A 26,945-nucleotide genomic window follows, 5' to 3' on the forward strand; every position below is an offset into this window, starting at 1 on the left:
GCCATGAAAAAAACCGCACTAATACTAGTTTTGATTTTCGGACAAGTACAAGCCCAAGATGTCATTGTCAAAAATGACAAGGTAAAGATCAATGCAAAAGTGATCGAGATTACCGACACGCATATCAAATATCGCAAATGGGAAAATCTCGAAGGGCCATTGTACAACATCAAAAAACTGGAAACATCCATGATTGTGTATGAAAATGGTACCGAGGAATATTACACCTATAAAAAGCCAACAACGGCAACGGCAAAAAAGACGGTGTCCAAGACTAATCCCGCACCTGCTAAAAAGGAAATTGCCGAAGTGGCTACAGTTGGCTCAGCGACAGTTCCGGTATCTAGAAAACAAACTGATAACTTACCAGACATAGATTATGTGCGGCTGTCTGAGGAGCAAGCCTCCTTGGGAACAGCCGAAGGTTACCAAAAAGCAATAGAAATACTGACACCATACACTTGGCGACTAGATGGAGAAAGACTAAATTACCTAGGCATGTACCACTGGAAAATAAATGACTTTACGGCAGCAATCCGACTTTTCCGGATGGCAGCAGCAAAAGGTAATGACTTGGGCAATTTTAATTTAGCGCATTGTTACGCCAACGGCAACGGCGTTCCGAAAAACATCGCGGCAGCAATCCAGTTCTATTCGCAAATAAATTCAAACTTTGAGACCATCGCGAACGTTTACCATCAGATAGGCCATCTGTATGAAGCTGACAATATCAACAATGAAAAAACCCAGGATTTCAACTTGGCCTACACCTATTACGACAAAGCCCAAGCCTTAGGGAATGCCGAGTGCATGGATCATATGGGAGACTTTCACCGCGATGGAAAACACAACGGTGCCAGTCCGGATTTAGCCCGCTATTGGTATGTAAAAGCTTGTCAACAAGGATTCAAGGATGCTTGTGGGAAAATATAACATCAAAACCGCGGGCGATTTTCCAAACCTTTTACCCTACGACGGAACCGTAACGTACTTCGGGCCAATCCTTGACCAACACCAGGCCGACGACTTTTTTCAAAAGCTCATTGGACTGATTCTGTGGCAACGGGACGAAGTCACCATCTACGGCAAAAAGTACATTACGTCCCGGAAAACCGCTTGGTACGGCGAACCCGGGCTTGAATACACTTATTCCGGCAATAAACGCACGCCGCTTCCTTGGACGCAGGATTTGCTGACGCTAAAATCTTTAGTGGAAGGCCTATCCGGCGAAACCTATAATTCCTGTCTTCTCAATCTATACCACGACGGTTCCGAAGGCATGTCATGGCACACCGACGACGAAAAAATGCTGAAAAAAAACGGCGCGATCGCGTCAATCAGCTTGGGCGCCGAACGCAAATTTTCCTTCAAACACAAGCAAACAAAAGAAACCGTGTCGGTATTATTGGAACACGGAAGCCTACTGGTCATGAAAGATGTCACACAGCAACATTGGCGTCATGCCCTACCCAAATCCATGAAAATAAAAAGTCCGAGGGTGAATCTCACCTTTCGGACTATTATAAATCACGATTGACACCAGATCAGGCACCGGTATCGGTCGCGGGCTGGTCGTCGGCAGAAGAGTGGTTGCTGAAACTCTCATATCGACGATTGCCGTGCGCCTCGTGGCGTCGCACCCGGTCGCGCTCCTCTTCGGTCTTGTCGTTCCCCGAAACGTCTTTGTTAGATCCAAGGTACGTGTCATCCTTGTGCCTTGAGGTGATATCGCGTTCTGCTGAATCGGAGTTTGCCCAAACCGGCGCATCATCCTTGTCATGATCGCGCAAATAATTGCTTTTTTCCCTTTCCATGGCTTTTGATTTTAATGTGAAAACTAAAGTTACGGAATGTATCGGGAAAGCAAATCACAATTGGCGCAACATTGGCACGCTGTTAAAATCAGAAGCTTGTGTTGGTATGCGGCGAATCGCCGTAAGATGAATGGTTCGAGAACAACTTGTACTTCCTGTTGACATGATGATCCTCGTGCTTTACGCGCTTCTTGGAATCATGCGGTTGTTGTGCGTCGGGGTCATTGATTTCCGGGACGACTTCAACTGGTAAAGTTTCACTTTTTTCCGATTCCGGAACGGTGTTGAATGCTGTTTCCATAACGTTGATTTTAAGCGATTAACCTATCTCAAAGTTACGAAACGTTTGACCTTCCGGGTGAAAATGCGCGTTAAATTTTAACCCATCAAATCCTCATCGATCTGCATGGCCTGCAGGAAACGAATCGTCTTGTCGATGTCATAATGCAGAATACGGTCCTCTTTTAAAAGCGGCACTTCACTGCGATACGATTTCAAGAACATTTCGATGAAATCGCTTGACTTGTGCGGCTTCCTGTATTCAATGGCCTGTGAGGCGTTCATTAGTTCGATGGCTAAAATACGTTCGAGGTTGTTGACGACTTGTAAGGCTTTTACCGCGGCGTTCGCGCCCATGCTCACATGATCCTCCTGGCCGTTGCTCGACACGATGCTGTCTGTGCTGGCGGGCATCGAAAGTTGCTTGTTCTGGCTGGCAATGCTGGCCGCGGTGTATTGCGGGATCATGAAACCTGAATTCAACCCTGGATTGTCCACGAGAAATGCCGGCAACCCGCGCAATCCTGAAATCAACTGATAGGTGCGGCGTTCTGAAATACTGCCAAGTTCGGCCATGGCAATGCATAGGAAATCCAGCGCGATGGCCAACGGCTGCCCGTGGAAATTACCGCCGGAAATGATTTCGTCGGCCTCCACGAAAACATTCGGGTTATCGGTCACCGAGTTCACTTCGGTCTTGAAAACTTTTTTGACATAGTCGATGGCATCTTTCGACGCGCCGTGCACTTGCGGCATGCAACGGAACGAATACGGATCCTGCACATGTTTCTTCGGCTGGCTGATGATTTCGCTGCCTTCGAGGAACTCCAGTATGCGTTTAGAAGTCACAATCTGTCCTTTGTGCGGCCTGATAAAATGGATGAGTTCGTTGAAAGGTTCTTTCCGACCGTCGAAACCTTCTAACGAAATTGTACCGATTAAATCCGCCAGATACGAATACTTCGCCGCCTTAATCAGCACATATACGCCATAAGCGCTCATGAATTGCGTGCCGTTGAGGAGCGCCAAACCTTCCTTGGATTGCAACGTTATGGGTTGCCATCCGAACTTGCCCAAAATATCGGCAGCTGGCTGTTTTTTGCCTTGATAATGCACTTCGCCCATACCCAACAATGGCAAGGACAAATGTGCCAACGGTGCCAAATCGCCGGACGCACCTAGCGAACCTTGCGTATAAACCACCGGCAACACGTCATTGTTGTAGAAATCGATCAGGCGTTCTACGGTGGCCAGTTGCACACCCGAATTCCCGTAAATCAAGGACTGTATCTTGAGCAACAGCATGATCTTTACGATGTCCTGCGGCACTTCATCGCCTGTCCCGCAAGCGTGCGACATTACTAGATTTTCCTGTAGTTTGGAAAGTTGCTCTTTATCGATTTTAATATTGTAAAGCGAGCCGAACCCGGTATTGATGCCGTAAATCGGATCGGTATGCGATTCCATTTTCCGGTCCAGGTATTCGCGGCACTTTTGGATGTTGACCTTAGCTTCTTCAGATAACGCGAGCGCGCTATGGTGGGAAATAATCTGCTGAAGCGTTTCAAGGGAAAGTACATCTGTACTGATGTAATGCGTGTTGTCCATGTTTGTTTTGATTTGCCCGGTTGACGGTGCGCCCCAAAATTCCGAAATGTGGACGAATACACAAAGAAAAGGCGTACAAATTCGACAACGGAAACACGAAATACATTTCAATTTGACATTACGTCATTTATAGCGCAATAAAACCTTTAAAAATTCATACGAATAGTTAAATCATTTTAATTTTCGTAAAAATTTAAGGTTATTGTGCCACAATTCTAAAATTGGCTATTTTTGACGTATGTCAACCTTCCACTTTATCGGCATTCAAGCAAGCACGAAACCAACCCCATTGGGGTAAGCCGTTGACATATTCCAAAAACATTCCCTAACCTAATCCCACGTCATGAACGTACTCAAGTTTGGCGGCACCTCGGTAGCCAACGCCAACCATATCAAACTGGCCTGCCAAATCGCGATAGAAAAAGCCACGCACGAGCGATGCATCGTCGTTGTTTCGGCGCTTGGCGGCGTGACCGATGCCTTGCTGGAGGCCGCCCGCACCGCCGCATCAAAAAACAATGCCTACATCGGCATGGTGGACGAAATCCAAAACCGCCACATAGAAGCCATCGACGGGCTCGTTCCGGCGCAGGCGCAGCATGCATTGCGCGACCACATCAACCAACGGATGTCGTCATTGCGCATGTTACTTGACGGCTGTTTTTTTCTGGGCGAATTGTCCCAGCGCACCGCAGATTCCGTGGCGGGGCTGGGCGAATTGTTATCGTCGGCCATTTTCGCCGAAGCCGTTAAAGTGCATTTCCCGGACTGCGACCTGAAAGACAGTCGCGAACTCATCAAAACCAACAACCAATTTGGGAAGGCCGTCGTAAATTTCGAGGCGACAAATACGTTGATTCGGAACCATTTCAATCATTCGCATGCCCGGATTACCGTGATGCCGGGATTCGTGGCATCGTCTACCGACGGACACAATACCACATTGGGGCGCGGCGGATCAGACTACACGGCCGCCATTATTGCAGCGGCCATGAGCGCCACCCAACTGGAAATATGGACCGATGTGGCAGGGATGTTTACGGCAAACCCTCGCATCGTGAAACAGGCACGCGCCATCGCGTCGATTTCCTATCACGAAGCGATGGAACTGTCGCATTTTGGGGCAAAAGTCCTTTATCCGCCAACGATCCAGCCGGTACTGGCCAAAGGAATTCCTATCGTCATCAAGAATACGTTCGATCCCGATGCGCCCGGTACGCATATTTCCGCACGACCCGACGTCGCCGGAAACCCGATAAAAGGCATCAGCCACATTGGCGACATCGCATTACTTACGCTCGAAGGCTCCGGCATGATTGGCGTAGCCGGCTCTTCGAAAAGATTGTTCGAAGTCTTGTCCAACGAAAACATCAACGTCATTTTCATCACGCAGGCATCTTCTGAGCATTCCATCTGCATCGGCATCCAAAGCGTAGACGCCGACCGCGCCAAAGCTGCCATAGACCAAGGTTTTGAAATGGAAATCGCACAAGGCAAAATCGAGCCTTGCATCGTCGAGCAAAACCTCTGCATCGTGGCTTTGGTGGGCGAAAACATGAAGAACCACCAAGGCATTAGCGGAAAAATGTTCAGTACGCTGGGAAAGAATAACGTCAACATTCGTGCAATCGCACAAGGCGCGTCCGAACGGAATATCTCGGTAGTCATCGCCGAATCCGATGTCAAGAAAGCACTCAACACGTTGCACGAAACTTTTTTCGAGGACAACGTCAAACAGCTCAACCTCTTTGTCATGGGTGTGGGCAACGTCGGCGAAAAGTTCGTGGAGCAAATCCATGGGCAGCGGAAATTCCTGCGCGACCAAAGGAAAATCAATATTCGCATGATTGCGCTTTCGAACTCGCGGAAGATGCATTTCGATGCAGACGGCATTTCGTTGGACCATTGGAAGGATTTGCTTTCCAGCGGCGAAACGGCGGAAAAGTCGGCATTCATCCAACGCGCTAAAACATTGAACATGCGCAACAGTATTTTTGTGGACATTACCGCGAACGCTGAGATTGCTAGCACATACGGTGATTATCTGGCGAAGAACATCGCCGTGGTGACATGCAATAAGATTGCGTGCGCGTCGGCGTTCGAGAATTACATCGGGCTGAAAAACCTGTCTAGAAAATACAACGCGCCATTCTTGTTCGAGACCAACGTCGGCGCCGGGTTGCCCATCATCGACACACTCAAACACATGATCGCTTCGGGTGACAACGTCCGCGAAATCAGGGCGGTTTTATCCGGCAGTCTCAATTTCATTTTCAACAACTTCAATGACTCCAATAGTTTTCACGATGTCGTAAAGGAAGCCGGCGTACAGGGTTTTACCGAACCCGATCCGAAGATTGACCTCAGCGGGGTTGACGTGGCAAGGAAAATCCTAATCCTAATCCGCGAAAGCGGCTACCGCATGGAAATGGAAGACATCGCCAATGAATCTTTCTTACCCAAAGAATGCCTGGACACTACATCCGTGGATGACTTCTTTGTATCTTTAAAAACGCACGCGGCACATTTCAATGATTTGTATCGCGCCGCTGCAGCAAAAGGTTGCCGTTTAAAATACGTAGCCCGGTTCAAAGATGGGAAAGCCAGCGTCGGGCTACAGGAAATACCGGCAGACCATCCGTTCTACAACCTCGAAGGAAAAGACAACATCGTGCTGTTCTATACCGACCGTTACGCCGACCAGCCGCTCATCATCAAAGGCGCGGGCGCAGGCGCAGCGGTAACGGCGTCCGGGATTTTTGCGGATGTCATCCGAATGGGAAGCGTTTAAATTGACTGAAATGAAATCGATCAAACTGTTTTGCCCGGCCACGGTGGCCAACCTTTCCTGCGGATTCGACGTGCTCGGCCTTTGCCTGGACAACGTGGGCGACGAAATGATCATCCACAAAACCAATGAACCCGGCGTCCGCATCACGAAAATCGTCGGGGCAGATTTGCCACTGGAGGCCGAAAAGAACGTAGCCGGTGTGGCCGCGCTTTCCATGCTTTCGCAATGGCAAACCGATTTTGGTTTTGACATCGAAATCCACAAGAAAATAAAGGCTGGAAGCGGCATCGGCAGTTCGGCGGCCAGTGCGGCAGGCGCGGTTTTCGGCATCAACGAATTGCTCGGAAAACCATTCGAACCCAAAGACCTGGTCTGGTTTGCCGGCTGGGGTGAACACGCGGCGAGCGGCAGCTACCATGCAGACAACGTCGCTCCTGCCCTTTTGGGCGGCTTTACTTTGGTGCGCGGCTACAACCCACTGGACGTCATCAAAATCGACAGCCCGCCGGATTTATTCGTGGCCGTCATCCATCCGCAGATCGAAGTCAAGACCGCGGAAGCCCGGGCCGTGTTGAAAAAAGAAGTGCCACTCAAGGCCGCAATCGCCCAATGGGGAAACGTTGGCGGGCTGGTAGCCGGATTGTACACCCATGACTACGAACTCATTGGCCGCTGCCTGCACGACGGCGTGGCCGAACCCTATAGGAAAGCACTGATTCCCGGCTTCGACGAAACCAAGAAAACCGCGATGGCGCACGGAGCTTTGGGCGCAGGTATTTCGGGTTCCGGACCATCGATTTTCGCGCTATGCAAAGGGTTGTCGACCGCCGAGAAAGTGGCCGACGCGATGAGTGATATCTATGAAACCATTGGGCTGCCGTACCACCGACACGTGTCTCCGGTCAATCCGGATGGCGTTAAAATATTGGAACAGCAATGAATTATTACAGCCTCAACCGCACCGCTCCCAAGGTTTCGTTCCGCGAAGCTGTCATCAACGGATTGGCACCCGACAAAGGATTGTATTTTCCGGAAACGATTAGGCCACTGCCATCCGCTTTTTTTGAAGAAATCGAAGTTACCCCCGCGGATGCCATCGCATTGGAAGCCATAAAGCAGTTCGTCGGTGATGACATTCCTGAAGATGATTTGCGACACATCGTGCGTGAAACGCTCAGTTTCGATTTTCCTACGGTCCAGATTGACGACCCAGTTTTTTCGTTGGAATTGTACCACGGCCCGACGATGGCATTCAAAGACGTGGGTGCGCGGTTCATGGCGCGTTGCCTGGCGCATTTCAACAAGGGCGAGACAATGCACAATACCGTTCTGGTGGCAACGTCCGGTGATACAGGCGGCGCCGTGGCCAGCGGTTTTCTGGACGTGGACGGTGTTGACGTGGTCATTTTGTATCCGTCCGGAAAAGTGAGCGACATCCAAGAAAAGCAATTGACCACTTTAGGCCAAAACATCACCGCATTGGAAGTCGATGGAAATTTCGACGATTGCCAGGCGATGGTCAAAAAAGCATTTTTAGATGATTTACTGAAAAACAAAAACTTAACATCGGCCAATTCAATTAATATTGCACGTTGGCTGCCGCAGATGTTCTACTTCTTTTTTGCCTACAAAGCCTTAAAAAAGTTCAGCCGGCCGCTGGTGGTTTCGTGCCCGAGCGGTAATTTCGGAAACATCTGCGCAGGCGTCATGGCGAAGAAACTCGGGTTGCCCATTACCCATTTCGTGGCCGCAACCAACGCGAACGACACCGTGCCGCGTTTCCTCGAAAATTGGCGCTACGAACCAGACGCAACTGTTGCGACATTGTCAAACGCCATGGATGTGTCCGATCCGAGTAATTTTGTGCGCATCAGGGAAATGTATCAGGACGACAAAAGCGCATTCCTTCGGGATTTCTCATCGTATTCATTTACCGACGCGCAGACACGGAAAGCCATGCAGGAAGTATTCTCAAGAACGGGTTATTTGCTTGAACCGCACGGCGCCGTGGGCTATCTGGGACTGACAAAGGAATTGGAGAAACATCCCGAAGCCATTGGCGTGCTGTTGGAAACCGCGCATCCCGTAAAATTCCTGGATTCGGTGACCGAAATATTGGGTGTGACGCCGGCCATTCCGCCGCAGATCGAGGCTGTGCTGCACAAGGAAAAATGCAGCGTAAAAATCAAGACGTATGACGATTTAAAAGCGTTTCTACTGCGCTGAAGACAAGGACAAATAGGCCTTCCCTATATAGTTGATAATGTCCGACGCGATAAAGGCTTGCATCCCTGTTTCCGGTAGCGCCAAGTCGGCAGTCTTTCCGTGCAGGTAAACCGCAATGAGAGCCGCATCCAACGGATGGTATGATTGCGCAATCAGACTTGTGATCATCCCCGTGAGTACATCGCCGCTGCCGGCCGTGGCCAAAGCCGCGTTACCGGTTGTATTCTCAAACACTTCGTTTTGCCAGACAATTTTGGTGGGCGCGCCTTTCAAGACCAGGACAACCTGATGCCGGGCGGAAAATGTTTTGGCCTGCGCGACGCTGTGTGCTACGGAGTCTGATTTCCCGATCAAACGCTCGAATTCTTTCGGATGCGGCGTCAAGACCGATCCTTTCGGGACAAGCGACAACCATTCCTGGTGTCCTGATAAGATATTCAAGGCGTCGGCGTCGATGACCAATGGCTGTGTGCTTTGACGCAGAAACGCATACAGTGCCTGTTGCGTAGCCGCGTCCTGCCCCATTCCCAGCCCGATGCCGATGGCTTGCGGCAGAAAATCAAACTGTATATCCGAGATGCATTTGTGCTGGACGTCAGTAATCGCCATGGCTTCCGGGACAACGCTTTGAATGATGTCATAACCGCATTCCGGGAGAAATACCGTGGCCAAACCACAGCCTGTCCTGAGCGCCGCCTTAGCCGACAAACACACCGACCCGATTTTGCCGTAACTGCCGCCAATAATCAGCGCATGGCCGAGCGTGCCTTTGTGCGACTTCGGGTCGGTTTTCTTTATGCGACTTATGATTTCGCGGTGGGTGATCTTCATGGTTGTAAAGCGTATTTTAAATGATTGGATACCGTTAGCCGATCGATTTCCGGCTAACGTTGGTACTGCGAGTAAGTAAAAAACCTCCCGCCATCAAAAAGTGACAGTCCAGTTGCCCTGGTGCCTATCCAGATATTTCCATCTTTATCCTCTAGGATTGACCAAATACTGTCGTTTATCAGCCCATCTCTTGTCGTAAACTGCACAACCGATGTGCCGTCATAACGGCCAAGCCCCGCCGACGCATCACCACCAAACCACAGATTGCCATTTCGGTCTTCAATTATCTTGGTAACGCCGCCCTTCAGCCCGTCTTTCTTTGTAAAGGTTGTGAAGGTATTTCCATCATACCGATAAGCACCACCCCAATTGCTGAACCAAATATGGCCGTTTTTGTCCTGTAGTTGCGGCCATGCCCAATCGTGGGCTTTTGGCTTTGGACCGTCTTGGAATAACACCTGCAACTTGAGATTGGTTACCGATTCACCATCATACCTATACACGCCCGGATTGGCCCGGCACCCAAACCAGATGTTCCCTGCATTGTCCTCAAGCATGCGTTCAACATTGTGATTTGTGTTGAGAAAGCCGCCTGCATTTTTGTCAATGGTAAACGGCGTGAAGGACTTGCCGTCGTAAATATAGACGCCATTAATCGTGGCGAACCATAGTTTTCCTGTTCTTGATTCCATAATACTGAATATATGATTTGCGCTCCTATAGTAATCATTTCCATTGGGAGGCAGGTTCTTGGGTAAAGGAATCTGGATTTCTGTGAATTTTTTGCCGTCATAAAGGCAAAGGCCAGCTTCCGTACCAATCCAAATCTTGCCCGCCTTGTCTTCCAGAATGGAAAGAATACTATTGCTGTTTAGCCCATTGGCCATCAAAAACTGGGTGAAAGATTTCCCATCATACCTATAAAGTCCATTTTCGGTGGTGCCGAACCATAAGTTGCCGATTTTGTCCTGCAGGATGCATTGGACATTGCCATAATCAGGATTACCAATGGTTTTGGTAAGTTTTGGCAACTTCTCCGCTTTTGTCAAGTTATTATTACGTGGCGCATTACAGGAGATCCCCAAAATCAGTACGGCCAGCAAAGCAAAAGCGCGATGGTAAGAAAACTGTCTGTTTGTCATCGATGAAAGGTGTTTTTTTTTTCGTCACCCGGGATGGCGCTACGTGTGCAACCGGGACACGGTGTGAATTTACGAAATATACCCAATCCGGCACCGCAAGCTACCATCAGTTCAGTAAGTGGCGAACCGTGTAACGCCTAAATAATTCGCCAGCGGTCGCCAACAGCATTGTCAATTATCAATTTCCCCTTACCTTAGCGGCTCAAAATACAACACCATGAAAAACACTCCGCTACACCACATCCACGAAAGCCTGGGCGCTAAAATGTTGCCTTTCGCGGGCTACAACATGCCAATTCAATATGAAGGCGTCAATGCTGAACACGAAACCGTACGCAATGGCGTGGGCGTTTTTGACGTGTCGCACATGGGTGAATTTTTATTGAGCGGGCCACACGCGCTGGATTTGATCCAGAAAGTAACCTCGAACGACGCCTCGACGCTTACTGTGGGGCGCGCGCAATATTCGTGTATGCCGAATGCTGACGGCGGCATCGTGGACGACCTGATTGTCTATAAAATGGCCGATGACCGTTACATGCTCGTGGTGAATGCCTCGAACATCGACAAGGACTGGGACTGGATTTCTGCCCACAACAGTTGGGGCGTGACGATGGAGAATAAATCTGACGATTATGCACTGCTGGCCATCCAGGGCCCGAAAGCCGTGGAAGCGATGCAATCTTTGTCGTCGCTGGATTTGGGCGCGATCCCATACTACCATTTTGCCGTGGGCGATTTTGCCGGATTTGACGACATCATCATTTCGGCGACGGGCTACACCGGATCGGGCGGTTTTGAGATTTACTGCAAGAATGACCAGGTGGAAACGCTTTGGAACAAGGTTTTCGAAGCCGGAAGATCTTTTGGCATCAAGCCAATCGGGCTGGCCGCGCGCGACACGTTGCGTCTTGAAATGGGCTTTTGCCTCTACGGGAACGACATCAACGACACCACGTCGCCGCTGGAAGCCGGACTGGGCTGGATCACGAAGTTCACTAAGGATTTCGTCAATGCCGAAAATCTGAAAAAGCAGAAAGAAACAGGCGTATCGCGCAAACTGGTGGGTTTTGAACTTACGGGCCGGGGCATTCCGCGCCACGACTATGAAATCGTTGACAAGGACGGAAACGTAATCGGCATCGTGACTTCGGGGACGATGGCGCCGTCATTGGGCAAAGGAATCGGGCTCGGTTACGTACCGACGGCGCACAGTACCGCCGACAGCGAAATCTTTGTCCGTATCCGAAACAATGATGTGCCTGCAAAGGTCGTGAAACTGCCTTTTTACAAGAAATAAGAAATCTGCGGATTCATGCACTACTGTTATTCGTGAATTCGCGGGACAATAATCCATGGGAAAGCATCTCGTTGCCTTGTTGCTTCTTTCGTTTGTGGCCAAAGCGCAGACGAACGGGCAAACGTGCGAATTGCTGGGCAAGATCGACGATTTGATAAAGCGCGAGCATTTCCGGCCGAAACCCATAGACGACAGCCTTTCGGCATTTGTCTTTGACCGGTTCATCGACACCATAGACGAAGACCACGCACTTTTCACCAAAACCGAGTACGATTCCTTACGCCTGCACAGGCTGACGCTCGACGACGACATCAGGCAGCGAAACTGCGAGTTCCTGTCGGATTTCGTGACAGCTTACCGTCGCGCGCTCCAACGCAAACGGGACATCATTTTGTCATTGCAAAGCCAGCCGCTGGATTACACCGGAAAGGACTCGATGCGTTTCAGCAAAGATCCTTATCCGTTTGATCTGGAAGCGGCGAAAATGCATGACGTGTGGCGCAAACGGATGGCTTTTGACATGTTGCAGGACATTTCACAGCAGGCCACGTCGGTCGATTCACTGCGGCAGCATTTTTCGGCCATCGAAAAAGCCACGAATGCCCGCGTATTTGAGAGCACGCTTTGCCGCATCAACAGCGAACTAGAACCGCGCAACGGCTTGGAAATGCAACTGCGCAATGATTTCCTGAACGTGTTCTGCCAATATTTCGACCCGCATACGAACTATTTTTTCTTGGACGAGAAAATGAGTTTCATGTCTGGCCTTTCTACGAGCAACCTCTCGCTGGGGCTGGAATTTTCAGTGAACGAGAAGAGCGAAGTCATTATCGTGGATGTTATTCCGGGCGGTCCGGCGGCCAAAAGCAAATTGCTGGAGAAAGACGACCAAGTCATCAAGGTTTCGGACGTATCCGGCCGGGAATTCATCGTGTCGTGCACGTCGCTGGAAACCATTGGCGACATTATATACTCAGATGCCAACAAAGACGTTTTGCTGACCGTAAAAAAGAAGAACGGCGCATTGCTGGACGTCAGGTTGCGCAAACAGGTGATGAAAGCCACTGAAAACAGCGTGTACGGCTTGCTGGCCGAAGAAGGGCAATCAAGGATCGGCTATCTGAAAATACCGAGTTTCTATTCGGATTTCGAAACCTACAGCAGCCACGGTTGCGCCGAAGACGCGTTCAAGGAAATCGAGAAACTCAAGAAGGAAAACATAGACGGATTGGTGATTGACCTTATGGACAATGGCGGCGGATCGATGGAAGAAGCGGTCAGGCTGGCCGGATTATTCATAGACAGCGGCCCGATTGCCGTGGCAGTGAACCGAAACCGCGTGCAGGACATCATGCGCGACTACGTTCCGGGCGCGGTTTACTCAGGACCATTGATCGTGCTGATCAACGGCGGTTCGGCATCGGCGAGCGAGTTCTTTGCGGCGGCCATGCAGGATTACAACCGCGCCATCATTGCCGGGGCAAATTCATTGGGAAAAGCGACCGTACAGGTCGTGCTTCCTGTGGATGAAACCCAGCAGGATTTCGTAAAGACGACCATCGAAAAATTTTACCGCATCACTGGGCAAAGTGCACAGATCAACGGCGTGACACCGGACGTGAAAATGCCCGTATTGTATGACCAGATCACGCCACGCGAGAAAAATGAAAAGACCGCCATGCCGTCTGACCTGAATGTGCAAGTGCCGTTCAGGAAAAGTACGAGCGGTTTTCCGGGTGCCATCGCCCAAAGTAACCAGCGGGTGAAAAACAATGCGCGCTTCAATGGGATTGCGGCATTGGATCATGAAATTACGGCATTGTACGACAGACCGCTCGGTGCACTGGCCATCAAACTGGAAGATGTTTTTGCGCTGATGAAGCGCGTGGACGGTGTATGGAAGAAGATCAAGATCGAATCGGAAAAACCCACCGGATGCAAGGTTTCTGTCATCGGTAAGAAGGCCAAACGCGAAAAGACCGATGCTGTCGGGCAACAAAAAATACAGGAAGCGGCGAGCAACGTTTACCTGCAGGAAGCGGCGCGCATCATCGGTGACATGAAAAATCAGCCGGGCAGGCCAATTCGTATTGGGAAAACTGGGGAATAATTTTAAATTTGCGACATAATTTTTAGAATCAATGGGAAGAGCTTTTGAATTCCGGAAGGGAAGAAAAATGAAGCGTTGGGCCGCCATGGCCAAAGCATTTACGCGTATTGGGAAAGACATTGTCATGGCCGTGAAAGACGGCGGGCCGAACCCGGAAGCCAATTCAAGGTTGCGCGCCGTCATCCAGAACGCGAAGGCAGCGAACATGCCCAAGGAAAACATCGAGCGTGCCATCAAGAAAGCAACCGACAAAGATACGGCCAACTACAAGGAAGTCTTGTTTGAAGGTTACGCGCCCCACGGCATTGCCATCCTGATTGAGACCGCGACCGACAACAACAACCGCACGGTGGCCAACATCCGTAGTTATTTCAACAAATGCAACGGCAGTTTGGGCACGCAAGGTTCGGTGGAATTCATGTTTGACCACATCTGCAACTTCCGCATCCCGAAAGGCACGATTGATTTGGAGGAACTCGAACTGGAAATGATCGATTTCGGCGTAGAAGAAGTGTTCGAGGACGAAGACGGCATCTTGATTTACGCGCCATTCGAGAGTTTCGGTGCCATCCAGAAAGAATTGGAAAACCGCAACTTCGAAATTTTATCTTCAGGATTTGAGCGCATTCCGCAAGTCACCAAGGAACTCACCGACGAGCAAGTGGCCGACGTCGAGAAATTACTCGAAAAGATCGAGGAAGATGACGATGTGCAGAATGTATATCATACCATGCAGGAATGACGACTTCGTCCGGAGCACATCGGGCAGTTGACGATGACCATGCAGAAAAAAAAGGCGTAGATTCGCTTGCCCGCATCGACCGACACTATGTGTCACACGAATTGTTTCACCTCTTTCATCTGGAAAAAGGCTTCCTGTTCAACTTCAAGGAGTTGCTGGTGCGGCCAGCCGCGAGTATCAGGGAATTTCTGTTCGTCAATCGCAGTCGGCACATGAAACCTATAGCGTACCTGATTTTCAGTGCGCTGTTGTACACATTCATTTACAACTATTTCAAGCCGCCGCGTGCGTCGGTTGTCGAAGAAAGTTACTTTCACGGTTCTTCGGTTGAAACGATACAGCATTGGCTCGACGCACATTTCGGGTACACGTATATCATCAAGAGCTTCTTTGTGGCATTTGTCGTAAAATTACTCTTCCGCAAATACCAGCTGAACATTTTTGAGATCATGACCATGATGTGCTTTGTGTCGGCGCAAGGGCTTTGGATCATCGCGTTCTTGTTGCCGCTGCATCCGTTATTGACTCAAACAGCAAACAACATCATTCTCATCGGGGCGTCCGTATTGTATCCCGTAATCGTAATCGCACAGGTATTCGACCGTTCAAAACCGCTGAACTATCTTAAGGCTTTGATCGGTTATTTCGTTGGAAACACGCTCGTTTTCTTAATCGTAGTGGCTTCTGGACTAACCATCGACTGGCTGGCGAAATTACTGTAACGAATCGGCGCCCATATTACGCCAGAGGATTCGGGCCATTCATTCCATTTCCTACTCTAAAACAAAAAAGCCTCGGTTTCCCGAAGCTTCTATTAATTATTTACAGACGATCGATTACTTGATGAATTCGATCCGCTGCGCTTCTTCGGTTTTGTTGCTATCGAAAAAGCCTTGCTCGTTCATCCAATCGTCCGAGAATACCTTACTCATGTAACGCGAGCCGTGGTCAGGGAAAATCGCGACGACATTGCTGTTGGCATCGAACTCGCCTTCCTCGGCGTATTGTTTTACGGCCTGCAACACCGCACCTGAAGTGTAACCCACGAACAAACCTTCAAGTTTGGCGATGTCGCGCGTGGTATGCGCACTTTCCTCGTCGGTGACTTTCATGAACTTGTCGATCAGGTCGAAATCGGTGGCCGACGGAATGAGGTTCTTCCCTAGCCCTTCGATACGGTAAGGGTAAATTTCGTCGGTATCGAACTCCTTGGTTTCGTGGTATTTCTTCAGCACCGAACCAAAAGCGTCAACGCCCAGGATGCGGATCTGTGGATTTTTTTCCTTTAGGTATTTCGCCGCGCCGGAAATGGTTCCGCCCGTACCGCTGCAAGCCACCAAATGCGTAATCTTTCCGCCGGTTTGCTCCCAGATTTCAGGACCGGTGGTTTTGTAGTGTGCATCGATGTTGAGTTGGTTGAAATACTGGTTGATGTAGACCGAACCCTTGATTTCCTCGTGGATTCTTTTAGCGACATTGTAGTAAGAGCGTTCGTCGTCGGCCGAAACGTGCGCCGGGCAAACATATACTTTGGTGCCCATGGAGCGCAACATGTCAATCTTGTCTTTGGATGATTTGGAACTTACGGCCAGGATGCAATTGTAACCTTTGATGATGCTCACCATCGCAAGGCTAAATCCTGTATTTCCTGAGGTGGTTTCGATGATGGTGTCACCGGGTGAAAGAATACCCCTTTTTTCAGCTTCTTCAATAATGTACAGCGCGATGCGGTCTTTGGTGGAATGACCTGGATTGAAAGCCTCTACTTTGGCGTAGAAATTACCGGGTAGGTTATCGGTAACTTTATTCAGCTTAATTAGTGGCGTATTGCCTATCAAATCCAGAACACTATTGTAAGCTTTAATATCTTCTTTCATAAAAATTGGGTTAATCAAGGCGAGCTACCGCTGGCGGCAAACCTCAAATCCTTGCAAATTTAAGAAAAAAATGTTCTCGTTAATTCTTAATTCCTTCTAAATCCAAAAAAAAGGCGAATTCGCGGGCCAGTTCCCTGAGCGCCTCGAAACGTCCGGAAGCGCCGCCGTGGCCTGCATCCATGTTGGTATCGAGGAACAATAACTGGTTGCCGGTTTTGGTCGCGCGCAACTTCGCCACCCATTTCGCAGGCTCGAAATATTGCACCTGCGAATCGTGTAACCCAGTAGAAACGTACATATTCGGATAATCATGTGCCCCGACATTGTCATACGGCGAATACGAGCGCATATAATCGTAATATTTCTTTTCGTTCGGGTTGCCCCATTCGTCGTATTCGCCCGTGGTCAAGGGAATCGTGTCGTCGAGCATCGTCGTTACAACGTCCACGAACGGCACTTGCGCGATTACACCGTTGTAGAGTTCCGGCGCCATATTGACCACCGCACCCATCAGTAATCCGCCGGCAGAACCGCCTTCTGCATACAGGTGTTTGGGCGATGTGTATCGCTCGGCAATCAAATACTTCGAACAATCGATGAAATCCGTAAAGGTATTTTTCTTCTTGAGCAGTTTTCCGTCTTCATACCATTGCCGTCCCAAATCCTCGCCGCCGCGAATGTGCGCGATGACGTAAATGAAGCCGCGATCCAACAATGACAGCCGTGTCGAGGAAAAAGTGGCATCCATTGAATTCCCGTACGAACCATACGCGTATTGCAACAGCGGGTTGTTGCCGTCTTTCTTGATGCCTTTCCGGTAAACGACGGACATTGGGATTTTTGTGCCGTCGCCGGCTGTGGCCCAAAGCCGTTCTTCTACATAATTATTCTTGTCGAACTTCCCGCCGAGCACTTGCTGCTCTTTCAGGACGGTTTGTTCCTTGGTGCGCATGTTGAAATCGATGACCGATGGCGGCGTGGCTAAAGACTGGTAGCTGTAACGTAAAATCTCGGTGTCAAAGTCAACATTCACCGACGGATAGGCCGTATAGGTCTCGCTTTTGAACGGCAGATAGTATTCGCCTTTCCCGCTCCAAGGCATGATCCTTATTTTGTTCAGGCCGTTGCTGCGTTCATCCACGACGAGATAATTCCGGAAAATTTCGATGCCTTCCACCAAAACGTCGTCGCGATGCGGAATCAAATCTTTCCAGTTTTCGATTCCCGTAGCAGTTTCAGGCGTTTTCATAACCTTGAAATTCGTGGCCTTATCGGCGTTGGTCATGATGTAAAAATGGCCGTCGAAATGCGAAACATCGTATTCAAGCCCGCGTTTGCGCTTCTGGAACACACGGAATTCCCCATCGGGATTGTCAGCTTCCAGGAAACGCGTTTCGGTGGTAAGCGTACTGGAAGATTCAATCATCAGGAATTTCCGCGATTTGCTTTTGCTGATGCCAACGTTGAAAGTATCATCGATTTCGTTGAAGACCAAAACATCTTTTGAGATGTCTGCGCCGCGGCGGTGTTTGTAAACCTTATCGGAACGCAAGGTCACGGCGTCCTGCCGGGTGTAAAACAACGTCGCGTTGTCATTGGCCCAGACCGACCTGCCTGTAGTATTCTCAATCTTGTCCGACAGGATTTCTCCGGTTTCGAGATTCTTCACGCCGATGGTGTAAATCCTGCGTCCGACAATGTCCGTGGCGTAAGACGCAAATTTATTATCAGGGCTGACACTTAGTCCGCTCAACTGAAAGTATGCGTGGCCTTTGGCCAGTTCGTTGCAGTCAAAAAGAACCTCTTCCTTGGCGTCCAAGCTGCCTTTCTTGCGGGCGTAAATCGGGTAATCTTTCCCTTTTTCGTATCGGGTAATATAATAATAACCGTTGTAGAGATACGGCACGGATTGGTCGTCTTCCTTGATGCGTGCCTTCATTTCCTCGAATAAATCCTTTTGGAATTGTTCGGTGTGCGCGGTCATTTTATGGTAATAGTCGTTTTCCTGTTTGAGGTAATCGATCACTTCCGGATTTTCACGCTCATTGAGCCAGAAATAATCGTCGATGCGTTTGTCGTTGAACTTCTCTAAAGTCTTCGGGATTTTCTTCGCGACAGGCGCTGGTATGTTTTGGGCCATAAGTGAACTGTTTTGCACAATGCAAGAAGCCGCAAAAATAAAGGTTATGCAGCTTGCCCTACGAGGGAATTTCATAAAAAGTTTTTGACAAGGTTACGGCAATATAATAATTTTGCACCTCGAGAAATCCTAAAACTTATCAACATGTTTGGAGACCTGATGGGCATGATGGGCAAATTGCGCGAAACCCAGCAAAAGATAGAAGAAACGAAAATCCGACTGAATTCGGTACTTATCGACGAGCAAAGCACCGACGGCCTGCTCAAAGTAACCTTAAATGCCAACCGCGAAATCAAAAGCATCACTGTTGATGATTCGTTGCTGCAAGACAAAGAGCAACTCGAAGATTACCTTGTCTTGGTGTTGAACAAAGCCATCGCCAAGGCCACAAACGTCAACGAAGCCGAACTGGGTGCGGTGGCGAAGGAAGGCATGCCGGATATTCCGGGGCTTTTTTAATTGTGAATGGTAAGTTTTGAATGGTAAATTGTGAATTCTGAATGGTAAATGGTGAATTCTGAATGGTGATTTTTATTGCTTTTAATATAATTTATAATTTATTTAGAACCATTGTTGAAGTTTAGAGAGAACACAATTCACCATTTACCATTCACAATTAATTCACCATTATTTCAACTTCCCCAACGTTTCCAGCACATATTCATGCATCACTTGCTTGTAATCCAGGTGCGTGACGATGCGGAGTTTCCCTTGCCCCATCGACGAGATGAAAATGCCTTTTGATTTCAGTTTTTCGATCACCGAATTTTCGTCGATCTGCGGCTGCACCTCGAATATCAGGATGTTGGTCTCGACGGGCTCGACCTTGGCCACCCATTTCAGGTTTTGCAACACCGACGCGATTTCACGGGCGCGTTTGTGGTCATCGGCCAAACGTTCAATATGGTGGTCGAGCGCATACAATCCGGCGGCGGCCAAATAGCCGGACTGCCGCATGTTTCCGCCGAATACTTTCCGGATGCGCAGCGCACGCCCGATGGTTTTCTTGTCTGAAAGCAAGACCGAACCAACCGGCGCGCCCAATCCTTTGGATAGGCAGACAGAAATGGTATGGAACAATTTCCCGAAGCTCTCCGGCGCCTGGTTTTTCTCGACCATCGCATTCCAGATGCGCGCGCCGTCCAGGTGGAATTTCAGGTGGTGCGCGTCGCAGACTTTCCTGATTTTCCTCAGTTCGTCGAGTTCATAACAAGCGCCGCCGCCTTTGTTGGTGGTGTTTTCCACGCAAACGAGTGTCGTCAGCGGGTTGTGGTAAAAATCCGGCGGATTGATGCTTGACTTGACTTGATCGGCGGTAATCATGCCGCGGTTTCCGTCGATCAACCGGCAAGACACACCGCTGTTGAACGACACGCCGCCCGCTTCATAATTGTAGACATGCGCCCATTTGTCTGCGATGAGTTCGTCGCCCGGATTGGTCAGGAGCTTAATCGCGGTTTGGTTGGCCATCGTCCCGGACGGAAAAAACAGCGCCGCTTCCATCCCAAACATCGCCGCCAGCCTTTCCTCGAGGGCAATCACGGTCGGGTCTTGCTTGAACACATCGTCGCCCACCTTGGCACTGAACATCTGCTTGAGCATTCCCGACGTGGGCCGCGTGACCGTATCGCTGATTAAATTTATTTCCATGATTGGGTTTGAAGTGGTATTTTTGCCCGACAAAATTACTACTATTTATGACAAATGCCGAACAAGTGAAAGGTATTGTAGAGCGTCTTGGTGCGCTGAGGAGGTATCTTTGACGTCGATGCCAAACTGATCGAGATCGCGAACGAGGAAGAAAAAACCTTCGCCCCGGACTTCTGGAACAATGCGCGTGAAGCCGAAATCATCGTCCGGAACCTGCGTTCGAAAAAGAAATGGGTCGATGACTACCAGAAAGCTGTCGACTTGACCGAAGAACTCCAACTGGCCTTTGATTTTTACAAGGAAGGTGAATTGTCCGGCGAAGAATTGGACGAAACCTATGATAAGGCCAATTCCCATATCGAAAACCTGGAATTCCGGAACATGCTCTCGGACGAAGGCGATTCGCTGAGCGCCGTATTGCAGATTACGGCGGGCGCCGGCGGTACCGAAAGTTGTGATTGGGCATCGATGCTCATGCGTATGTATTTGATGTGGGCCGAAAAATCGGGTTATAAAATACGGGAGCTGAACTTCCAGGAAGGCGATGTGGCCGGTATCAAAACCGTGACGCTAGAAATCGAGGGCGACTTTGCCTTTGGTTGGCTCAAAGGTGAAAACGGCGTCCACCGATTGGTGCGCATCTCGCCGTTTGACAGCAACGCAAAGCGGCATACTTCGTTTGTGTCCGTATATGTTTACCCGTTGGTTGACGATACTATTGAAATCGAGATCAATCCGGCCGACATCGAAATCACGACCGCACGCTCCAGCGGCGCCGGCGGACAGAATGTCAACAAGGTCGAGACGAAGGTGCAACTCGTCCACAAACCTACGGGCATCCAGATCCAATGTTCCGAAACACGTTCGCAACACGACAACCGCCAGCGCGCGATGCAGATGTTGAAATCGCAGTTGTACGAAATCGAATTGAAAAAGCGTTTGGAACAACGCGCCGACATCGAAGCCAGCAAGATGAAGATTGAATGGGGTTCGCAAATCCGGAATTACGTCATGCAACCCTATAAATTGGTGAAGGACGTGCGTACGGCGTATGAAACCAGCAATGTCGATGCTGTGATGAACGGCGAAATCGATGAATTCCTGAAGGCATACCTGATGATGATGGGACAGCGAGAGAATGAATAATTAATAGTGAATAATTGATAATTGTTGCGGAATTGGTTCATATTACTGCTGCTTTTGGGGAGATTCGCTTTCGGGCAGGAAGTCAAGGTCATGTCGTACAACCTACGGGTTGATTTTGGTGGCGACGGCGAGAACAACTGGGAATTCCGGCGCGATTTCCTGGCCGACCAAATCCGGTACAATGCGCCCGATTTCCTGGGTACGCAAGAAGGAAAAGCGCACCAATTGCAGTTCATCGAAAAGCAACTCGAAGGCTACGCATACATTGGCATCAGCCGCGACAATTCTAAGACCGAAGGCGAATTCAGTGCGATTTTCTACAACACCAAGAAATTCAAAGTGCTCGCCGAAGACACTTTTTGGCTTTCCGACACACCTGATGTGAAGTCAAAAGGCTGGGATGCGGCACTCGAGCGGATCTGCACCTACGGCCTGTTTCAGGAGACAGCCTCGGGCAAAAAATTCTATGTATTCAATACACATCTCGACCATGTCGGCGAAGTCGCGCGGGCCAATAGCGCAAAGCTCATCGTCCGTAAAATTGCTGAAATCAACAAAGAAAACTGGCCCGTTGTGGTCACGGGCGATTTCAACTCCGAACCGACTGGCGGCGCGTACAAGAACATGATTGCCACCCTGACCGACAGCAAAACCATTAGTGAAACCAAACCATTCGGGCCATCGGGTACATTCAACGCCTTTAAATTCCATGAGCCCGTTACCACCTGCATCGATTACATCTTTGTATCGGGCCGCGTCAGGGTATTGCGCCATGCGGTGCTGAGCGATTCCAAGGATTGCCGATACCCGTCTGACCATTTGCCGGTTTTTGCAGCGTTGGCCTATTAAAAGAATAAATTTCCAGAATCTTTTATTATCATTGTTCCGAAATCCAGAACAATATGAATAAACTTTACACGCTATTGTTGCTTTTGCCCGCGTTGGCTATGGCACAAATCAAATTTGAGAAGGGCTATTTCATCGACAACAAGAATGTCCGGACAGACTGTCTGATTCGTGATATCGATTGGAAAGACACGCCTACTTCTTTTGAATACAAACTATCCAACGACAGCGCCACGGAAAGCAAAACCCAGAATGATGTCGTGGCTTTTTCGGTTGGCGACAATACGTACATCAGCGCTACCGTAGCCATGGACATGTCGTCTGACTGGACCGGAAAACTCACCACCAATAGAAATCCTATTTTCGAGAACGTCCGGATCTTCATGAAACTGATGGCTGATGGACGACACAAACTTTACCGCTACGACAAGAATGAAATGGTGCGGTTTTTCTTCGCGACGGAAAACCAACCGGTAAAACAACTCATCTACAAAAAGTTTCTGGTCGATAACGACAGGATTACCGCAACCCAGAAAAACAACACTTTCAGGCAGCAGCTGCTTACGGACGTGCGTTGTGAAGGCCAAACCACCAAGGCCGATGTGGAACAGCTCGACTACACCAATAAGGATTTAATCGGATACTTCAACAAAGTGAATGGCTGCAATGGTTCGTTGGCGGTAAAACAGAAAGAAGAAAAAGAGGCAACCAAAAAAGGCGGTTTCCGACTGAAAGGTTCCGTATTTCTTGGACAACACAGTTTGGCCTTTGACCATCCGCGGCTCACAAGCCATGATTTCGGAAGCAAAGTTTACGTGAGTCTAGGGGCCGAAGGCGAGTACATCCTGCCGATTTGGAACAACAAGTGGAGTGTCATGGGTGAAGCATCTTTTGTCAGTTTCAATGATGAACAAACCACCGACGCAGGAGACAACTACAAGGTGAAGTTGGGATACATCTTGTTTTCGGTTGGCTTTAGGCACTACATGTTCCTGTCCGACAACGCCAAATTGTTCTTAAATGCCGTCTTGAACTACCACGCCATCAGGAAAAGCTCCATTATCGAATACTCCGATTTAGACGATCTGTATTCGCCATACAGCTTTTCGCCTAACAGCATTACGCCGGGTCTTGGCATGGGCGTCAATTACCACATGATTGACATCGAACTCAGATACGACATAAAGGGCAACCCGACGCCGTATCCCGCTATCGATTATGAATACAATAACATCAAGCTGATTGGACGCTTCAAATTCCTTTAAATAAAAAAAGCCGCTATCGAGCGGCTTTTTTTATTTTATATGAATTCTTACATAATCGCCTTCAAGAGGAAGTAGAAAATGGCGGCGATGATTGCAGAAACCGGAATGGTCAGGATCCAAGCCCAAAGCAAGTTGATGGTCACGCCCCAACGCACTGCGGAAACCCTTTTTACGATACCAACCCCAATGATACTGCCGGTGATGGTGTGCGTAGTCGATACAGGAATACCCAAATGCTCAGTCAGGTAAAGGGTTACGGCGCCAGATGTTTCGGCGGCAACACCTTCGAGCGGTGTTACTTTCGTGATTTTTGAACCCATGGTCTTGACAATTTTCCAGCCACCGCTAAGTGTCCCAAGCCCAATGACCACGAAACTCGCCAACGGAACCCACCACCAATGCGGGTCCTCCACAAACATCCCGAAACGCTCTTTGGAATCGGCTGCCTGATAAATCGCGTCACCCGCATCCAGCTTGTAGCAAATCACGGCAGCACCAATGATACCCATTACCTTCTGCGCGTCGTTACCACCGTGGCCCAAGCTGAACAATGCCGATGACACCAACTGCAAACGCTTAAACCAACGGTCGGCGCGCGACGGATTGGCTTTGCGGCAAATCCACATGATGATGACTGTCAGGAAATAGGCGATGATCATACCTACCAGCGGCGCGCAAAAAATAAACAAGAACGTCGGCAATACCTTAGCGTAATTGATGACATCTACGCCGTCTCTCGACAACGCGCCTGCATTGGCCAGCGCGGCACCCATGAAACCACCTAAAAGCGTGTGCGATGACGACGATGGAATACCGAGTTTCCACGTGAGTAAATTCCAGATGATGGCTGCAATCAAACCGGCAAGGATGACCTCCAGCGTAATGAAATGCTCATCGACCGATTTCGCAATGGTGTTGCCAATCTTGAATTCGCCGATGATGAACTTCGAGATGAAATAGGCCGCGAAGTTAAAGAGCGCCGCCCAAAGCACCGCCTGGAACGGCGTCAAGACCTTGGTGGCGACAATCGTGGCGATGGAATTGGCCGCATCGTGGAAACCGTTGATGTAGTCAAAAACCAGCGCCAGGACAATGATGACAATAAGTAGCGTAAAATCCATACGGGTTACGAGTGTTTAACCACAATAGATTCCAGCACGTTGGCCACGCTCTTGCATTTGTCCGATGCGGATTCCAACGCCGAAAGCACTTCTTTGTACTTGATGATGTTCTTGGCGTCGGTTTCATTTTCGAAAATGTCGGCAACAGCCTTGTCGAAGACGATATCGGCCTTGCTCTCCAATTTGTTGATGCGTTTACACGCTTCGGAGATGGCTTTTAGATTTTTTAAATCTTTTAACTCCTTGATGGCCATTCCGATATGCTGGCATGCTTCAAGGTTTATTTCAGTAAGTTTCCGAATGGATTTCGTAATCTTCTCGACCTGATACAAACGCATGCGGCTTGCAGCACCGTGCATATAATCGGCCACATCGTCCATGGATTTTACCAGTGCGTGGATGTCTTCCCGATCAAATGGTGTGATGAAATTTTTGTTCAATTCCAAATGCGTCTTGTGCGTAATTTCCTCGATGACCGCTTCCAGTTCTTCAATTTTCTTGAGATACGGATCGCGCTCTGCTCGCGGTGCATTAACGCCTTCGTGCAGGGTTTCGGCCAAAGAGATCAGGTTCATGGACGCTTCCTCAAACAGCGGATAAAATTTCTTATCCTTAGGAACGAGGAACTGGAAAAAGTTGTTCAGGTTGAAAGACATACTGTTTGCTTTTAATTTCGGCACAAAAGTAATATTCCAATGTTAAGGCAACATTAAGTTATCGTATTTGAGATTTTTTATTACATTTATAGGGTACGCTTTTGAACATCAGTTTATTGATTTTCTAAAACCTATACAAAACTTAACGTTGTCGTAATAGTTTATTAGCTATTTTTGTTAANGATTTAATTTTCTGATAACCATCTGTAAAAATCACACCATGGCAGACCAAAACTCCCAAAAGCCTGCGCGGAATACCACTAAGCCGGCGGCAGGCAATGCAAAGAAAACAGCTCCAGCTAAGAAAACGGTTCCCGCAGCCGCAAAAGCACCAACCATAAAAGCAGCCAGCAAACCTGCCGCGAAAAAACCAGTAGCCAAAAAGCCGGCTACGGAAGCGGCCGGTGTAAAAACAGCCAGCAAACCCGCGGCGAAAAAGCCCGTTGCCCAGACAGCCGTTGCCGCAAAACCTGCTGCTCCGGCAAAAAAAATAACTGCTAAGAAGACCGTAACAAAGAAAACCGCTACAAAAACTGTTGTTGCAAATCCAACGGCCGCAACGGCAATCCCAGCTACGGTTTCCGCAGCGACACCGGCGGCAAGAAAGCCGGTGGCAAAGAAGAAACCAGCAAAAAAAACCGTGGCTAAAAAACCGGTCTCCGCGGCTTCTGTACAGGCGGCCGCCAAAACACCAATCGCATCGCCAGCAGCGACAAAACCTGCGGCAAAAAAGAAGTCTGTTGCGAAAAAACCGGCCACCAAGGCAACTCCGAAAAGTACCGCAAGTGCCGCTACGGCCAAGCCAGCTGCTACTCCCGCCAAAAAAACGGTAGCCAAAAAAGCGTCGATTAAACCCGCAACAAGTAAGACTCCGGTTGCGGCCAAAACAGCGGCAGCAAAACCTACAGTCGCCACGCCAACAAAACCTGCTGCAAAAAAAGCTACGGCTCCTAAGAAAGCAACGACGGCCAAAGCAGCATCGAAACCTGCTGCAAGTGCAAAACCGGCAATGCGGAAATCAACGTCAAAGACAGCTACAAAAACAGCGGCAAAGACCGAAACACCCGTCGAGACAGCAGCACCGGTAACGCGTACGGTAGCAAAAACAGCAAAGAAAACACGCAAGGCAAAATCGACTGCTGGTAAATCATCCAAAGCCGAGGATGTAAAACCGAAAGCGTCTGCGAAGCCGGACGCCCCCAAGTCCAAGGACAAGAAGGCGAAAGGCAAAGCCGACGATAAAAAGAAAAAAGACACCAAGGCCAAGGACAAAAAAGCCAAAGACAAGAAGCCGAAAGACAAGGACAAAAAGTCTAAAGCGAAAGACAAAGCCAAAAAGTCGAAGGGCAAGGACAAGAAAAAAGACAAGAAGTCCAAAAAGAAAAAATAACAGCAAGCCGG

General features: G+C 49.1%; 24 protein-coding genes. 13 read left to right on the forward strand and 11 right to left on the reverse strand.

Annotated elements, in window-relative coordinates; translation table 11 throughout:
- Positions 1-3 precede the first annotated feature (3 nt).
- Positions 4-933, forward strand: coding sequence for a tetratricopeptide repeat protein (locus ACM9J1_RS02720; RefSeq protein WP_415580366.1), 930 nt, complete (start codon positions 4-6; stop codon positions 931-933).
- A complete protein-coding gene (locus ACM9J1_RS02725; RefSeq protein WP_415580367.1) occupies positions 914-1,537 on the forward strand; it encodes an alpha-ketoglutarate-dependent dioxygenase AlkB family protein in 624 nt (207 codons plus the stop codon). The genes ACM9J1_RS02720 and ACM9J1_RS02725 overlap by 20 nt, the downstream gene beginning before the upstream one ends.
- A gap of 7 nt (positions 1,538-1,544) precedes the next feature.
- Here ACM9J1_RS02725 and ACM9J1_RS02730 read toward each other — a convergent pair whose 3' ends face one another.
- The 3 genes from ACM9J1_RS02730 to hutH form a co-directional block, all read right to left on the reverse strand.
- On the reverse strand, positions 1,545-1,814 hold the full coding sequence (locus tag ACM9J1_RS02730; RefSeq protein ID WP_415580368.1) for a hypothetical protein: 270 nt from the start codon (positions 1,812-1,814) through the stop codon (positions 1,545-1,547).
- Positions 1,815-1,902: 88 nt separating this feature from the next.
- Complete coding sequence (locus ACM9J1_RS02735; protein WP_415580369.1) at positions 1,903-2,115, reverse strand: hypothetical protein; 213 nt, start codon at positions 2,113-2,115, stop codon at positions 1,903-1,905.
- A 77-nt stretch (positions 2,116-2,192) separates the two neighbouring features.
- Entirely contained in the window at positions 2,193-3,701 is a 1,509-nt protein-coding gene (gene hutH, locus ACM9J1_RS02740) for a histidine ammonia-lyase (RefSeq protein WP_415580370.1), read from the reverse strand.
- Positions 3,702-4,044: 343 nt separating this feature from the next.
- Between hutH and thrA the strand changes: the two genes are divergently transcribed.
- The 3 genes from thrA to thrC are packed head-to-tail and all read left to right on the forward strand — an operon-like array spanning position 4,045 to position 8,718.
- Positions 4,045-6,492, forward strand: a complete 2,448-nt coding sequence (gene thrA / locus ACM9J1_RS02745) for a bifunctional aspartate kinase/homoserine dehydrogenase I (protein ID WP_415580371.1) — start codon at positions 4,045-4,047, stop codon at positions 6,490-6,492.
- 10 nt (positions 6,493-6,502) lie between these two features.
- Positions 6,503-7,432 carry a homoserine kinase gene (locus ACM9J1_RS02750; RefSeq protein ID WP_415580373.1) on the forward strand — a complete coding sequence of 310 codons (930 nt, stop codon included), beginning with the start codon at positions 6,503-6,505 and terminating at the stop codon, positions 7,430-7,432.
- Positions 7,429-8,718 carry a threonine synthase gene (gene thrC, locus ACM9J1_RS02755; protein ID WP_415580374.1) on the forward strand — a complete coding sequence of 430 codons (1,290 nt, stop codon included), beginning with the start codon at positions 7,429-7,431 and terminating at the stop codon, positions 8,716-8,718. The genes ACM9J1_RS02750 and thrC overlap by 4 nt, the downstream gene beginning before the upstream one ends.
- Here thrC and ACM9J1_RS02760 read toward each other — a convergent pair.
- Together ACM9J1_RS02760 and ACM9J1_RS02765 are read right to left on the reverse strand one after the other, a co-directional pair.
- Positions 8,707-9,549 (reverse strand): NAD(P)H-hydrate dehydratase, encoded by an 843-nt coding sequence (locus tag ACM9J1_RS02760; RefSeq protein WP_415580375.1) that lies wholly within the window; start codon positions 9,547-9,549, stop codon positions 8,707-8,709. The genes thrC and ACM9J1_RS02760 overlap by 12 nt on opposite strands.
- A 53-nt stretch (positions 9,550-9,602) precedes the next feature.
- Positions 9,603-10,691: a ligand-binding sensor domain-containing protein gene (locus ACM9J1_RS02765; protein ID WP_415580377.1), complete on the reverse strand. Its 1,089-nt coding sequence runs from the start codon at positions 10,689-10,691 to the stop codon at positions 9,603-9,605.
- 217 nt (positions 10,692-10,908) lie between these two features.
- Here ACM9J1_RS02765 and gcvT point away from each other — a divergent pair, with 217 nt between their 5' ends.
- From gcvT to ACM9J1_RS02785, 4 genes are read left to right on the forward strand one after another with little or no spacing between them, the layout of a single operon-like run.
- Entirely contained in the window at positions 10,909-11,991 is a 1,083-nt protein-coding gene (gcvT, locus tag ACM9J1_RS02770; protein ID WP_415580378.1) for a glycine cleavage system aminomethyltransferase GcvT, read from the forward strand.
- Between the two features lie 55 nt (positions 11,992-12,046).
- Complete coding sequence (locus tag ACM9J1_RS02775) at positions 12,047-14,101, forward strand: S41 family peptidase (RefSeq protein WP_415580380.1); 2,055 nt, start codon at positions 12,047-12,049, stop codon at positions 14,099-14,101.
- A 31-nt stretch (positions 14,102-14,132) separates the two neighbouring features.
- A complete protein-coding gene (locus tag ACM9J1_RS02780) occupies positions 14,133-14,843 on the forward strand; it encodes a YebC/PmpR family DNA-binding transcriptional regulator (protein WP_415580381.1) in 711 nt (236 codons plus the stop codon).
- Positions 14,840-15,565 carry a DUF3667 domain-containing protein gene (locus ACM9J1_RS02785; protein ID WP_415580382.1) on the forward strand — a complete coding sequence of 242 codons (726 nt, stop codon included), beginning with the start codon at positions 14,840-14,842 and terminating at the stop codon, positions 15,563-15,565. Before ACM9J1_RS02780 ends, ACM9J1_RS02785 begins: the two co-directional genes overlap by 4 nt.
- Positions 15,566-15,679: 114 nt before the next feature.
- Here the strand turns inward: ACM9J1_RS02785 and ACM9J1_RS02790 are convergent, their stop codons facing one another.
- Positions 15,680-16,720 (reverse strand): PLP-dependent cysteine synthase family protein, encoded by a 1,041-nt coding sequence (locus ACM9J1_RS02790; protein WP_415580383.1) that lies wholly within the window; start codon positions 16,718-16,720, stop codon positions 15,680-15,682.
- A gap of 79 nt (positions 16,721-16,799) precedes the next feature.
- Positions 16,800-18,860 carry a S9 family peptidase gene (locus ACM9J1_RS02795; RefSeq protein WP_415580384.1) on the reverse strand — a complete coding sequence of 687 codons (2,061 nt, stop codon included), beginning with the start codon at positions 18,858-18,860 and terminating at the stop codon, positions 16,800-16,802.
- Positions 18,861-19,004: 144 nt separating this feature from the next.
- Between ACM9J1_RS02795 and ACM9J1_RS02800 the strand changes: the two genes are divergently transcribed.
- Complete coding sequence (locus tag ACM9J1_RS02800; RefSeq protein ID WP_415580385.1) at positions 19,005-19,319, forward strand: YbaB/EbfC family nucleoid-associated protein; 315 nt, start codon at positions 19,005-19,007, stop codon at positions 19,317-19,319.
- A gap of 168 nt (positions 19,320-19,487) precedes the next feature.
- On the opposite strand, the gene ACM9J1_RS02805 is transcribed toward ACM9J1_RS02800, so the two are convergent.
- Entirely contained in the window at positions 19,488-20,510 is a 1,023-nt protein-coding gene (locus ACM9J1_RS02805; RefSeq protein ID WP_415580387.1) for a threonine aldolase family protein, read from the reverse strand.
- A 47-nt stretch (positions 20,511-20,557) separates the two neighbouring features.
- Here ACM9J1_RS02805 and prfB point away from each other — a divergent pair.
- The 3 genes from prfB (at position 20,558) to ACM9J1_RS02820 (ending at position 23,767) form a co-directional block, all read left to right on the forward strand.
- A protein-coding gene (gene prfB, locus ACM9J1_RS02810; protein WP_415580388.1) for a peptide chain release factor 2 occupies positions 20,558-21,656 on the forward strand; the annotation gives its coding sequence in 2 pieces (ribosomal slippage) (positions 20,558-20,620 and positions 20,622-21,656; 1,098 coding nt in all).
- Positions 21,657-21,710: 54 nt separating this feature from the next.
- Positions 21,711-22,505 (forward strand): endonuclease/exonuclease/phosphatase family protein, encoded by a 795-nt coding sequence (locus ACM9J1_RS02815; protein WP_415580389.1) that lies wholly within the window; start codon positions 21,711-21,713, stop codon positions 22,503-22,505.
- A 53-nt stretch (positions 22,506-22,558) separates the two neighbouring features.
- Positions 22,559-23,767 (forward strand): porin family protein, encoded by a 1,209-nt coding sequence (locus tag ACM9J1_RS02820; RefSeq protein ID WP_415580390.1) that lies wholly within the window; start codon positions 22,559-22,561, stop codon positions 23,765-23,767.
- A gap of 47 nt (positions 23,768-23,814) precedes the next feature.
- Here the strand turns inward: ACM9J1_RS02820 and ACM9J1_RS02825 are convergent, their stop codons facing one another.
- From ACM9J1_RS02825 to ACM9J1_RS02835, 3 genes are all read right to left on the reverse strand, one after another.
- Positions 23,815-24,888 (reverse strand): inorganic phosphate transporter, encoded by a 1,074-nt coding sequence (locus ACM9J1_RS02825; protein WP_415580391.1) that lies wholly within the window; start codon positions 24,886-24,888, stop codon positions 23,815-23,817.
- A gap of 5 nt (positions 24,889-24,893) precedes the next feature.
- The gene (locus ACM9J1_RS02830; protein ID WP_415580393.1) at positions 24,894-25,544 is read right to left on the reverse strand and encodes a DUF47 domain-containing protein; all 651 of its coding nucleotides are present in this window, start codon (positions 25,542-25,544) and stop codon (positions 24,894-24,896) included.
- Between the two features lie 213 nt (positions 25,545-25,757).
- Entirely contained in the window at positions 25,758-26,921 is a 1,164-nt protein-coding gene (locus tag ACM9J1_RS02835) for a hypothetical protein (RefSeq protein ID WP_415580395.1), read from the reverse strand.
- Positions 26,922-26,945: the final 24 nt, after the last annotated feature.

Source organism: Flavobacterium longum, from assembly GCF_965137575.1.
Classification (GTDB): Bacteria; Bacteroidota; Bacteroidia; order Flavobacteriales; family Flavobacteriaceae; genus Flavobacterium; species Flavobacterium longum.